16 protein-coding genes are annotated in these 12758 nt (G+C 37.2%); 4 read left to right on the top strand and 12 right to left on the bottom strand.

What is annotated here, in order from left to right:
* Window positions 1-62: 62 nt before the first annotated feature.
* Entirely contained in the window at window positions 63-1313 is a 1251-nt protein-coding gene (locus FN756_RS10900) for an ABC transporter permease (protein ID WP_142604144.1), read from the bottom strand.
* Window positions 1314-1485: 172 nt separating this feature from the next.
* Between FN756_RS10900 and queA the strand changes: the two genes are divergently transcribed.
* Both queA and FN756_RS10890 read left to right on the top strand, forming a co-directional pair.
* A complete protein-coding gene (gene queA / locus FN756_RS10895; protein WP_142604143.1) occupies window positions 1486-2535 on the top strand; it encodes a tRNA preQ1(34) S-adenosylmethionine ribosyltransferase-isomerase QueA in 1050 nt (349 codons plus the stop codon).
* A 93-nt stretch (window positions 2536-2628) separates the two neighbouring features.
* The gene (locus FN756_RS10890) at window positions 2629-3291 is read left to right on the top strand and encodes a 2-C-methyl-D-erythritol 4-phosphate cytidylyltransferase (protein WP_142604142.1); all 663 of its coding nucleotides are present in this window, start codon (window positions 2629-2631) and stop codon (window positions 3289-3291) included.
* 316 nt (window positions 3292-3607) lie between these two features.
* Here FN756_RS10890 and FN756_RS10885 read toward each other — a convergent pair whose 3' ends face one another.
* From FN756_RS10885 to gatC, 11 genes are all read right to left on the bottom strand, one after another.
* The gene (locus FN756_RS10885; protein ID WP_142604141.1) at window positions 3608-3964 is read right to left on the bottom strand and encodes a hypothetical protein; all 357 of its coding nucleotides are present in this window, start codon (window positions 3962-3964) and stop codon (window positions 3608-3610) included.
* A gap of 92 nt (window positions 3965-4056) precedes the next feature.
* The gene (locus tag FN756_RS10880; protein ID WP_142604140.1) at window positions 4057-5502 is read right to left on the bottom strand and encodes an ATP-binding protein; all 1446 of its coding nucleotides are present in this window, start codon (window positions 5500-5502) and stop codon (window positions 4057-4059) included.
* Window positions 5503-5788: 286 nt separating this feature from the next.
* Complete coding sequence (locus FN756_RS10875; RefSeq protein ID WP_142604139.1) at window positions 5789-6217, bottom strand: type II toxin-antitoxin system VapC family toxin; 429 nt, start codon at window positions 6215-6217, stop codon at window positions 5789-5791.
* Complete coding sequence (locus FN756_RS10870) at window positions 6214-6462, bottom strand: DUF6364 family protein (protein WP_142604138.1); 249 nt, start codon at window positions 6460-6462, stop codon at window positions 6214-6216. The genes FN756_RS10875 and FN756_RS10870 overlap by 4 nt, the downstream gene beginning before the upstream one ends.
* Window positions 6463-6601: 139 nt before the next feature.
* A complete protein-coding gene (locus FN756_RS10865) occupies window positions 6602-6775 on the bottom strand; it encodes a hypothetical protein (RefSeq protein ID WP_185955254.1) in 174 nt (57 codons plus the stop codon).
* A gap of 373 nt (window positions 6776-7148) precedes the next feature.
* Window positions 7149-8204, bottom strand: a complete 1056-nt coding sequence (locus FN756_RS10860; RefSeq protein WP_142604137.1) for a hypothetical protein — start codon at window positions 8202-8204, stop codon at window positions 7149-7151.
* 5 nt (window positions 8205-8209) lie between these two features.
* A complete protein-coding gene (locus FN756_RS10855) occupies window positions 8210-8386 on the bottom strand; it encodes a tyrosine-type recombinase/integrase (RefSeq protein WP_221929053.1) in 177 nt (58 codons plus the stop codon).
* Window positions 8387-8809: 423 nt separating this feature from the next.
* Window positions 8810-9031: a DUF2795 domain-containing protein gene (locus FN756_RS10850; protein ID WP_142604136.1), complete on the bottom strand. Its 222-nt coding sequence runs from the start codon at window positions 9029-9031 to the stop codon at window positions 8810-8812.
* 120 nt (window positions 9032-9151) lie between these two features.
* Window positions 9152-9706 carry a cob(I)yrinic acid a,c-diamide adenosyltransferase gene (locus FN756_RS10845; protein WP_142604135.1) on the bottom strand — a complete coding sequence of 185 codons (555 nt, stop codon included), beginning with the start codon at window positions 9704-9706 and terminating at the stop codon, window positions 9152-9154.
* 21 nt (window positions 9707-9727) lie between these two features.
* Window positions 9728-10453 (bottom strand): ABC transporter ATP-binding protein, encoded by a 726-nt coding sequence (locus FN756_RS10840; RefSeq protein WP_142604134.1) that lies wholly within the window; start codon window positions 10451-10453, stop codon window positions 9728-9730.
* A 93-nt stretch (window positions 10454-10546) separates the two neighbouring features.
* Window positions 10547-10831 carry an Asp-tRNA(Asn)/Glu-tRNA(Gln) amidotransferase subunit GatC gene (gatC, locus tag FN756_RS10835; RefSeq protein WP_142604133.1) on the bottom strand — a complete coding sequence of 95 codons (285 nt, stop codon included), beginning with the start codon at window positions 10829-10831 and terminating at the stop codon, window positions 10547-10549.
* A 183-nt stretch (window positions 10832-11014) separates the two neighbouring features.
* Between gatC and trpS the strand changes: the two genes are divergently transcribed.
* Window positions 11015-12010, top strand: coding sequence for a tryptophan--tRNA ligase (gene trpS, locus FN756_RS10830; RefSeq protein WP_142604193.1), 996 nt, complete (start codon window positions 11015-11017; stop codon window positions 12008-12010).
* 57 nt (window positions 12011-12067) lie between these two features.
* Window positions 12068-12685 carry a deoxynucleoside kinase gene (locus tag FN756_RS10825; protein WP_142604132.1) on the top strand — a complete coding sequence of 206 codons (618 nt, stop codon included), beginning with the start codon at window positions 12068-12070 and terminating at the stop codon, window positions 12683-12685.
* The last annotated feature ends 73 nt before the right edge of the window (window positions 12686-12758 follow it).

Here is a 12758-nt window from a genome sequence, read left to right as displayed (position 1 = left end):
AGGCTTCAGGTTGTAGGCAGTTGTTGTTTTACTTCGTAATACACTTTACCTAAAACCTTTAGCTACTTCGATCGTATTGCCTCAACCGGGTCGAGCTGTGAAGCGGTGTAAGCAGGAATAAAACCGGCCAGCGTTCCAATGATAACCGAAATACCGACACCGGTAATTACATTTCCCATATTCATGGTAAAATCCATATTCAAGGCCTTTGATGCACCTACGGAAATGAGCCAAACAATCAACAATCCGATTGCGCCTCCGATTAGACATAAGGCAACCGATTCAATCAAAAATTGCAAAAGAATAAAAAAGTTCTTCGCTCCTAATGATTTTTGAATGCCGATGATATGAGTACGTTCCTTCACTGAAACAAACATAATATTGGCAATACCGAACCCTCCCACCAAAATCGAAAAACCTCCAATTACCCAACCGGCAATATTCAACACATCAAATAGCGAATCAACCTGATTGGCCAATACGGTAATTTTATTGACAGCAAAATTATCTTCTTCCAATGGAGATAACCTGCGAATAGAACGCATGACACTATGCACCTCACTCTCCACCTCATCAATTGGAATCCCGTCTTTACCTTTTAACATAATATGAGGATGATTCCTATCGCTTTTCACATTCACCACGCCTTTAATGAAGTTGTAAGGAACAATTACACTATTGTCATCGTCGGAAAACTTTAGAATGGATGCTCCTTCTTTTTTAATTACCCCTATTACGACCAGTTTGGCTCCTGCCACTTTTATTTCTTTACCAATCGGATCTTCATTTTTGAAAAGTCCGGTGGCAATTGCAGCTCCGATGATGGCCAAATTTCGACCAGCCTTTGCCTCTACTTCTGTAAAGTATCTGCCATTCGTAATTTCAAAAGCATAAACCTGATCAAACTCATACGTGGCACCTGTCATATAAGCGCCTTCAACGGAATTGTTTTTATATTTTACAGTTTGATTACTTACATCAATAAAAAAAGTCGAGGCTTCTGCTGTTTGTAAACGTGGTTTAAGCTTTTGAAAATCAGCATAGGTTACTAACGGCCGATTGATAAATTTCCACCAAGGATAATCCTTGCCAAAAAGAATGGGCCATTTTTCAATAAACATGGCATTGGTACCTAATTTATCTACACTAGCTCTGACATTGCCTTTAAGTGCATCAACAGCGGTAAGAATAGCAATAATGGTTAAAATACCAATGGTAATACCCAATAGAGAGAGAATAGTGCGTAATTTATTAACGCGAAGAGCCTCGAAAGCAAAGGCAAAACTTTCTTTAATGAGTCGAAGATAGATCATAGCTAATCCAAATGTAATTAATTATCTCATCGGACCGCTTAGAAGAAATATAAAATTTCAAGTTTGAGTACTTTAAAATTCATTTAAATATCTATGTTCTTTCTAAATTTTTTTGTAGTTTAAAATGCTATCTTTGCCACATTTTATAAATTATTAGAAATCTATCATACACATGAAATTATCTCAATTTAGTTTCAATTTACCTGAATCACTTGTAGCTTCAACACCTTCAGAACAACGTGATGAGTCACGTTTAATGGTTCTGCATAAGGATACAGGCAAGATCGAGCATAAGATATTTAAAGATATTTTGGGATACTTTGACGATAAGGATGTGATGATCCTGAATAATACCAAAGTATTTCCTGCCCGTATGTACGGTAATAAGGAAAAAACCGGAGCGCAAATCGAAGTATTCTTATTACGTGAATTGAACAGAGAAATGCGTCTTTGGGATGTTTTGGTAGATCCTGCCCGTAAAATCCGTGTCGGCAATAAATTATACTTTGGCGAAAACGATTTACTCATTGCCGAAGTTGTTGACAATACCACATCCAGAGGTCGTACAATCCGTTTTCTATTTGACGGAACGGATGAAGAATTTAGAGAAGCCATTGAAATTTTAGGCGAAACACCGCTTCCTAAATACATCAAGCGTAAAGCAACTCCTGAGGATAAAGACCGTTACCAAACCGTATTTGCAAAAAATGAGGGTGCGGTAGCAGCTCCGACTGCAGGTTTACACTTTAGCCGTGAGCTATTGAAACGCCTGGAGCTAAAAGGTGTGGAGTTTGCTGAAGTGACGCTTCACGTAGGCTTAGGAACTTTCCGTTCAGTGGAGGTAGAAGATCTCACCAAACATAAAATGGATTCTGAGCACTTTATCATTGAACAACGTGAAGTTGACAAGGTAAACAAAGCTTTAGAGGAGAAAAGAAGAATTTGCGCTGTGGGTACAACTGCTATGCGTGCCATTGAATCGGCAGTTTCTGCAAGCAGAATTTTAAAACCAGCGAATGAATGGACAAGTAAGTTCATTTTCCCTCCGTATGATTTTAGTATCGCGAATAGCATGATTACTAACTTCCATACTCCTGAATCAACATTATTAATGATGGTAGCTGCATTTGGTGGTTATGAGCACGTAATGAACGCTTATGAAGTAGCTGTTAAAGAAAAATATCGATTCTATAGTTATGGAGATGCGATGTTAATCATCTAATTTTAAAAAAATATTCTGTTACGGGTTGCGAGTTTTAGGTTGTGAGTTGGAAAAATTCGCAATCTACTAATTGGCAACCCGTTATTATTTAACATGAAATACTACGCGATTATAGTAGCCGGTGGAAGCGGTTCCAGAATGCAATCAGCAATTCCCAAGCAATTTCTGGAACTGAATGGCTTGCCTATAATCATGCATACAATCAAGGCATTTTATCAATGGCCGTTAGTCCCTAAGATTATCGTAGTAATGCATCCTGATTACCATAAGTTTTGGAAGAAGTTATGCGCCGATTATAAGTTCACCGTTCCACATAAGCTCATTGAAGGAGGAAAAACCCGATTTGAATCTGTAAAAAAAGGCTTAAGTATGATTGAGGATGATGGACTGGTGGCTATTCACGATGCAGTTAGACCTATTATTTCAACTGACCTATTAATCAACACCTTTAAAATGGCCGAAGAACTCGGCAATGCAATTCCGGTGATAAAATGCCGGGATTCAATACGAAAATTGCAGGACGGAATTTCTATTGGACTGGATAGGGAGCAGTATTTTTTAGTTCAAACGCCCCAATGTTTTCAGGTTAAGTTAATAAACGAAGCTTATAAACAGGAATACAAAGCTGAATTCACCGACGATGCAAGTGTAGTAGAAGCAATGGGTGTAAAGATCAATTTAACCGAAGGAGATAGTAAAAACATAAAAATTACTTTCCCGGAAGATTTGCGTTATGCAGAATCCTTGCTTAAATGATAAAATAAAACAGGGGCTGCGGACAAGACGAAAGCTTAGCTGTTAGCGGTTCGGCTTTTATTTTTCTTTTGTTTAATTGGCAAATGATTAACCCAAATAGTTTTTTCCGTAGTCAAATATCTTTTTGTAATAAGGTATGACTTGGAATATTTTCTCTTGAAATTTATCCCAAACGTATATATATGTGTAAAGTAAGTCGATTTCGTAGAAATCGACTTATGCACCAATAGGTTCCAGATGATGATGATGCCAGCTTTCTAAGTCCACCGTTTACATTAAGGTCAGACGAAACGGTCAGCAAGCATAAATTAATTCTTTAGTCCTTTGTCACTGGAAATTCTTCAAGGTCAAGAACCATTGAATGAACTTCAACGTCAAACCAGAGACCGAACATTTTATAAGTCCTATTTGTCGGCCAATCCGATTCGTCCGTGCACCAGTCGTTTAACTCGTTAACGAAAAGGTTGTCAAAATTTTTCTTAATCCATTTTTTAATGTCCTCGTTACTACCCATTTCTCGGATTAAATAAATGTTGTGCTCGTCCATGTCCGATATTGGCTGGTCGTCTTTAAATACTTTATTCACCCAGTCGTAAAAAGGCTGCTTAGGTCGAACTAAAATCGCATTCCTGTTAATTGGTTCGTAGTAATATGGTATCGGGTCTAGGTCCATTTGTTGTCAGTTGTTAGCAAAGATAAAACTTTAAACCATTGGCAATAATACATTGTGTGCCCTTGGTTGTTTTCTAGTATGAACTTTATAATCTAATTACTGTTTTTCATTTTCAAGGTTATATCGCCAATGTTGTAACTGTAAATAGAGGCCGGTAAAAACGAAAACGAAAGGTCGTCTATGGTTTTTAAACCTGTTTGGTCAATAGATGTTACCAAAGCCTTTTCGAAGGAATTGGCTTTACAGAACTGTATTAAACTTTTTAGTTCTTGCGGTTTTTCAAAGTAACGGTTACTCCATTTTATTTCTACACCCCAAACAGGTTTGTACTGCTTGTCATCAACCAATACTAAGTCCACTTCACCTTCCTTTCTACCATCTTTCCAGCGAGCATAGGTTAGATCTAATTTTTCCCGGTGCATCCATTGTGATAGTACTGCTGTTTCTACCATATTACCCATTTCGCTGTCGGTTTCGGAAATAGGTGAAAATAAAGCCGTGCGCAACGATGGATTGGTTAAATACACTTTAAAACTCGTGACTCTTTTTAGGCGTTTGGCATTTACATCCACTTTGTTTAATACTTTTATAAGAAATGCTGCCTCTAAGTATTCTAAGTATTTTTTAAGCGTGTCTTTCTGTATTCCACTTTCTTTACTCATTGTTTCGTACGAAAATTCATTGCCTGTGTTGTAGGCAATGTAGGTAAAAAAGCGATTTAACTCTTGTACGTCTTTGATGCCGTATAGACTGGGTAAATCGCGTAACAGTACTTTGTCAACAATATCGTTTTTTACGTATCTGCCCATATCGCTTTGCTTTTCTGATAGCACCACTTCCGGATAACCACCAAAATTCAAATAATGCACAAACTCTTTATTGAGCGCTTTTACATCATGTGTAAGGCAATAAGGCATTTGTTTTTCACCGTATATAATGTTACCATCATAAATGAGATGATTCATATCTTTAAGATGAATATACTCTTGAAAAGTAAGCGGTGGTAACATAAAATCGGTAAATCTACCCACGCCACTTTCGGTACTGTGCCATTTCAGGGCAGCTGCTACTGAACCCGATACAATAAATTTGGTTTCCGGATACGAATCTACCAACATTTTGAGGTGACGCTCCCAATCTTTGAGATACTGTATTTCATCAAAAAAAACATAGCAATCGTTTAAATTACTTTGGTTAAGCGATTTTTTGCAGAGGGTCAAAATGTCTTCTAAACTTAAATGTACATAAATAGGATTATCTATGCCTACAAAGAAAATTTTGTGTGGATTTACATTTTCAGTCAATAATTGCTGTATACAGTGAAACAGCATGACGGTTTTGCCCACACGTCTTGGCCCCATAAGCACCAAAGCCCTGCGCACACTTTTTTCGGTTACATATGGATAAAACAGCCTAAAATACAAGCGTTTTGACATAGAGCTGTACGCTTCGGGTATTTGTTTGTTTAACCACCAAGGATTTTCGTATCGTAAGCGTTCTACTATTTTCTCTGTTGGAATAAGACTTAAGCCACCCATGAAATCTTTTATTTTAACAAATTTAGTAAAAATAAACAGATTAATTTCTTCTTAATTTGACATTATTGTCTAAATAAAACTTTTTTCTGTTTATCTCCTATTTATTTTGTCAAGTCGAAACGCATCTCAAAAGCAGGACTGAACTGCAGGGGTTGCTATAACTCAAAAAGTTTAACCGAAAAACGGCCAAACTACCTTCCATAATAAACAGCACCGCCAGCTACCAAAGGTTCCGTTCAACACGGCTTTCATCTCATGCCCTGCGGACAAGACGAAAGCTTAGTTGTTAGTGACTGGTACTTTCTATCATTGTTACTGCTTCTTTAGGAGTCAATATCGGTAATGAACTTGTCTTGAAATCTTTAGTGTCGCGTGTCACAAGGCAGTCGATTTTATTTAAAGTTTTAGCGCAGTTATATTGAATTGCGTCTTCGAAATCTTTGAAATCAGACTTTAGTGCTTTTCTTATTACGTCTTTTGATAGGTCAACAGATTCTGTCCACTCTTGAAGTTCGGCAAGTATCTTTATTGTTTTTGAATGCGCACAGGACTGTCTAAGAATATAGTAAATGTTGTTATAAGAAACAGTTGCAACGTAAATTGTTACTTTTTTTTGAAATGAATAATTGAAAAGTTTAGCAGCTTCTTCTGAGAACGGCTTTCTGTCGGCAAGGAAGTCGATTAATACATTTGTGTCTAGAAAAATATGTTTCATAACTTATATTTCTCTGAAAGACTATTTGTTATTTCCCTTTTATAGTCGAAATCTTCTGGCAACTCAATTACTCCCATTAATTTTAAAATTCTCGGAGAAATAGTCTCATCCTTGCTTTCTTTTGATGTCAAAGTCATCAGATAATTCTCTACTATGTCTGAGAGACTTTTACCTTTATTCTTAGCATATTTTTTTGCAACCGAAATCACAGAATCGTCAATTGTCAATGTTAATTTTGTTGTCATGGCACGTATTTATTTTATTTCAAATATACGTGTGTTTTATTTTAAATCAAATTATTTTTCGGTCTGCTGGCACTTGCCAATTTAATTAGATGGTAAGTTCAAAGTTGCACGTCCACCGTGCTTTTCGGCAAGCGTGGGTTTAGCGGCTGCCTTTATTATGGTTGTGATCCAGAAACAAGTAGCCTTCAGGGTTGATGTAACTTCCTCCTTTTACCAATAGGTTCCAGATGATGACTGCCAGCTTTCTGGCTGTGGCACTGATGGCCGACACGCGTCCTTTGCGAAAGTTGATGCGTTGAAAAAAATCCCTCAATGGTGTCGAATCTTTCAGGTTACCGAAGCTGCCCTTGTTGCAAAAAAAGCATACTGATCACCATTGAGTTGTTTGACAAGCGCGGCCCGCCGGCCCATTGGACTTTGGGCGCTCGCCAAAACTGTACTCCCCATATTAACTGATTTTATGGGTAAGGGCACTTATGCGCCTACCCCAAAGAAATCGGCCTCAAAAAGCTCCTTAAAATATCACAGGCGGCATCTTCTTAAAATGCCGCCTGTAATAGCCCCAATTTTTTCTTCGATAACCCCATAATAAACAGCACCGATAGCTACCAAAGGTTCCGTTCAACACGGCTTTCATCTCATGCCCTGCGGACAAGACGAAAGCTTAGTTGTTAGCACCAGTACATTTACTTGAACTCTTCATCAATTTCATTTAGCATTTCTTCAAGTTCTTTAAATCTGTCTGAAAAGCTATCTAAAAAAACCTCCGCATCGTCATTATTTAATAGCTGATTGTTTTTAATCCAACTCTCAACTTTTTGAATTATGTAGTCAATTCGTCTAATCACGTCATTAAGTCCTTGTAATGCTGAAAGTTTTCCATATCGCTTGATGATTTCTTCTTTGATTGTGTCAATGGTGTTCTTTATTAAAGAAAAATTCATTTCAGCCAAAGGGTAGTCATTATAAATTCCTTCGTAAACTTTTCCAATGGAATAGCTTATTGTCCCTGGAATTAAGTCAGATAATTTGGCATTTGCAAATTTGCTTTTATGTTCTTTGTACTCTTTTTCCATAAGTTCAATAACGTTGTCCAAAATTTTAATTACACTACTTTCTTGTTTTTCCTTAAGGTCATTTATGTCTATGTCATTAAATTCAGACTTGTTGTTCTTTGAATAATGCGACATAAGTCGAAAATGTCCTTTTGAAACAGAATAACGAGCGATAAAATGAAATGATTCATCCTTTCCCCTTTTTGTTGGATGTCCTATGGAATCATTTCTAAGTTCTCTAACAAGGTAAATGTCTGGATATTCAGTTTTCCATTTTATTGCGCTGTCAAATAATGCTTCTGATAAATGATTAATTGCGTCTTGTTGTAAAAAGAATGCTTGCAATAATCCGTATAAAAACAAATAACCACCATTTTCTGCTTTAAAACTCGGCAAAGAAAAGTAACTATTTATTGCTATTTGAGTGTCACCAATAACGTCCATTGAGGCACACAACTTGTTCCATTTGGTTTTGTCATCTAACAAACTTTGTAGCTTCCAAGGATGATTAACCAAGTCTCGTATTTGTTTGTCTCTTTGCTGTACGATGTCCATTTGTATTGGTGCTAACGAGCGAATATACGCAACTACTCTTCTTTTTAAGAAACGGAGTTGCGTATATATTCCATATATAGGTACCCTGCTGTGTTTGTTTTTTTTGGGTAGCCGAACCTCTAAAATAACCATTCTACTTAAATATCCAACCGATCCAACGGACTTTTAATCTGATCAAAACCCTTGGTGGTAATGTGGGTATACATCTCAGTGGTTTTGTTGCTGCCATGCCCCAATAAACTTTCTATATAACGCAAATCGGTTCCATCCTCTAACAAATGGGTGGCAAATGAATGGCGCAAGGTATTCGACATAAAACACAAAATCGATTGGATTGACTATTTGACAGGAATAGGGCATTATGTGTTTCCTCATCCTTGCGCCATTAATTAGTTTTAGCTCCTATTTATTGTCCGCAAAGTCAATTTTAAGACGCCGTTCATTAAAATGAGTAATAGCAGGAAGGTTCATCGCGGTAGTTGCGTATATACATCTAAAAACGAAGGACAAACGAAGGTTAATGACTGCATAAATGGTACAGCCACAATGCTTTAGATTTTTGACTTAATTTTTTAAGTTCTCAACCAATTGTTTCAGGTTCATGGCCCACTAAAGAAAAAAGCCCCTTAAAAAGGAGCTTAATTCAATTCTGTTTGCAAATTGACTTTTTAGCCATCTGGTAAATAAATAAAGTACATTTACTTAACAAACAGCTGCTTAAATGAAAAAGTTATTCTTTAATATTCATCTTCATTAAACAGGAAGTCGTCCTTAGTAGGATAATCAGGCCAAACCTCTTCAATATTTTCGTAAGGTTCGCCGTCATCTTCTAATGCCTGGAGGTTTTCGATGACCTCTACCGGCGCTCCAGAACGAATTGCATAGTCGATCAATTCATCTTTAGTAGCCGGCCATGGTGCATCTTCAAGATGCGAAGCTAATTCGAGTGTCCAATACATAGGCAATAATTTAAATTTATGTTCGTCTCTTCGTTAATTATCGCGAATATATAATAAAAACGTATAGTTAATAAAAAAAGTTTTATCAAAAACTGTGCATTTATTTAGTAACTAATTCAATCAGGAGTTAGTCCGGGGAACCCAGATGTATTCTTCGGCGTTAAGATCGGCGGCTACCTTTCTACTGAGTACAAAAAGATAATCCGATAAACGATTTAAGTATTTCAGTACCAGCTCATTCATAACGCTTTCTTCGGCAAGTTGCACCGATAAACGCTCTGCTCTTCGGCAAACACAACGTGCTAAATGACAATAAGAAACGATCGTATGGCCACCGGGTAAAATAAAATTTCTTAATTCCGGCAACTCCTCATTCATCAAATCCATTTGTTTTTCAAGTAATGAAATATCTGCTTCATTCAAATCAGGAACCTTCATTTTTGATTTTTCAGGATCAGACGCTAGTAAAGCCCCAACTGTAAACAAACGATCCTGGATTTCCTTCAGTATGTGTTTGTATTCAGGATCAATTTGCTGATCGCGTATGAGGCCTATGTATGAATTTAATTCATCTACTGTTCCATAAGCCTCGATTCTTAAATGATGCTTTGGAACGCGGGTTCCACCAATTAAACCTGTTGTACCTTTATCGCCGGTTTTTGTATATATCTTCATTTAAATAATCAAATTAGCCATCTACTCAATGAATGCAGCTTCTTTAAGCGCGCTCCGAACTTCCTCATTCAGAAAATCATCTTCAATTACGCCATCACGTAAACGTACAATACGATGCGCATGTTTGGCAATATCGTCTTCGTGAGTTACTAAAATGATCGTATTCCCCTTTTTATGGATTTCCTCAATTAAAGCCATAATTTCAATGGATGTCTTGGTATCAAGGTTACCGGTAGGTTCATCGGCCAAAATAATAGAAGGGTTATTTACCAATGCCCTGGCTACGGCAACACGTTGGCGTTGACCACCCGACAATTCATTGGGTTTATGATTCACCCGATCACCTAAACCTACACTTTCTAATGTTTTACGTGCTCTTTCTTCCCGCTCTACCTTTTTCACCCCAGCATATACCAAGGGCATGGCAACATTGTCTAAAGATGATGAACGCGGTAATAGATTAAATGTTTGAAAGACGAAACCGATCTCCTTGTTGCGCACTTCTGCTAACTCATCATCAGTCATATGGCTGACATCCATTCCGTTCAATATGTATTTACCCTTCGATGGCGTATCCAGACAACCCAAAATATTCATCAGGGTAGATTTTCCGGAACCGGAAGGCCCCATTAAGGCAACAAATTCACCTTTATTGATGGTTAGGGTTACGGATCTTAAGGCATGAATTACCTCAGCACCAATCACGTATTTTTTACCAATATCATCAATTGAAATTAAGCTAGACATAACAAATCATTGAAGGTTTATCAAATGTAAAATAAAAAAATACTGGTTGGAGATCCGTAAAAAGAAAATTACAAGAACCAGATTATGAAGCATTTACTGCTCAATTACTTTAGCTACACGGAAGTAATTTTCGTTTCGTTTTGGAGCATTTTTAAGCGCTTCATCTGTAGTAATATCTTGTTTCACTTCATCCTTACGAAATACATTTACTTCATCTGTCATGTAAATTAAAGGCTCAACATTTTCGGTATCAAGTTCATTGAGCTTCTCCATAAAAGTAAGAATTTTGCTCAAATCGGCTACGCTTTTATCCACGTCTTCAACATCTAAACGTGCTAAATGCGCTATCTTTTCCACTACATTTTTGTCGATTTTCATACTTAAACTTTTAGTATTTATAGGCCTAATTGCAAATATGATGAAAATAGTCTAATAGTCCATAGTCGATGATCAATAGTTTATAGTCCATAGTCAATGGAAATAAAAATGATTAAGAAAGTATTGCCTCTGTGGACTCAGGACTACATGCCGCTTTCCGAAAAAATTCTTATTTTCGGCCCAATGGAAACAGTTGTTAGCGGTATTCGTTCTACCGGAAATTTACATTTAGGAAACTACTTTGGTGCTATTAAGAATTTTATTCAGATGCAGCATCACTATAATTGCTATTTCTTTATTGCTGATTATCATTCTTTAACTACCCATCCTCACCCTACTGATTTACACAGTAGTGTACGCCGGGTTTTGGTGGAATACCTGGCAGCAGGTATTGACCCTGAAAAATCAACCATATACATACAATCGGATGTTCCAGAAGTAGCTGAATTATACTTATTGCTCAATATGAACGCGTATATGGGTGAGCTGGAACGTTGTACCTCTTTTAAAGATAAAATACGCAGTCAACCTGATAATATAAATGCCGGTTTACTCACCTACCCTACTTTAATGGCTGCCGATATTTTAATTCATCGTGCTACGAAAGTGCCGGTAGGTAAAGATCAGGAGCAACACCTTGAAATGGCCCGTACTTTCGGAAATCGTTTTAATAGAATTTATGAAAGCGAGTTTTTCCCGGAACCTTACGCGTTTAACTTTGGTTCTGAGCTGGTAAAAATCCCGGGCTTGGATGGAAAAGGTAAAATGGGAAAATCAGAAGGCGAAGGCAATGCAATTTTCCTGGGTGATAGTCCTGAAGAAATCCGTAAAAAAGTGATGAGAGCTGTTTCGGATAGCGGTCCAACCGAGCCGAACGCTGTAAAACCTGAACCTATACAAAACTTGTTTGATCTGATGAAAGTAGTTTCAGCAGCAGATACTTTACAGGTTTTTGAAGATAAATACAACGATTGCACCATTCGCTATGGCGATATGAAGAAGCAATTGGCCGAAGACATGATCAATTTTACAGCTCCAATGCGCGAAAAAATAAACGCCATTTCGGCTGATGAGGATTATGTTCGTCAAGTGGCTCGTTTAGGTGCCGCTAAAGCCCGTGAAAGTGCTCAGAAAACAATTAATGAAGTGCGTGAGCTAATTGGAATCAGAAAATTCTAAAGTCACGCGTGTTTTTATTTTTCAGAATAAAAATTTTCAACCCTTCAAATCAAGACCATGCATATTGCAATAGTTGGCAACATAGGGGCAGGTAAAACAACCCTAACCGAGTTATTATCAAAATATTATACTTGCGAAGCGCAATACGAAACGGTTGATGATAATCCGTATTTAGAAGATTTTTACAATGATATGAAGCGGTGGTCATTCAATCTCCAGATCTTCTTCCTTAATAGTCGTTTCAAGCAATTGATGGACATCCAGAATAATCAGCGTTTTATTATTCAGGATCGTACTATTTATGAAGATGCTTACATCTTTGCCGATAACTTGCATGATATGGGATTGATGACTTCTCGTGATTTTGAGAATTATCTTGCCATCTTCAGTTCAATCAAACATTTTATCAAACCACCTGATTTATTGATCTACCTGAAAGCCTCGGTTCCAACCTTAGTAAACAATATTCAGATAAGAGGTAGAGAGTATGAAGCGGGTATTCGCATTGATTACCTTACCAAACTCAATGAAAAATATGAGAAATGGATTGACAATTACAAAGAAGGCAAACTACTGGTCATCAATCAGGATAAAATCAACTTTGTAAACAATCCTGAAGATTTAGGCTTTGTCATTAATAGCATCGAAAAAGAATTCCATGGGCTTTTTAAATAGACTAAAGGTTTTAGACTCTAGGTTATTGAGCTAATGCCTAAAACCTGAGAAATCTGTCGCTCAAAAATTCCGT

Origin of the sequence: Solitalea koreensis, from assembly GCF_900182575.1 — a bacterium.
In the GTDB taxonomy this organism is placed as follows: Bacteria; Bacteroidota; Bacteroidia; order Sphingobacteriales; family Sphingobacteriaceae; genus Solitalea; species Solitalea koreensis.
The sequence above is the reverse complement of the archived record's forward strand: the minus strand, read 5'-3'. Positions and strand labels throughout refer to the sequence as shown.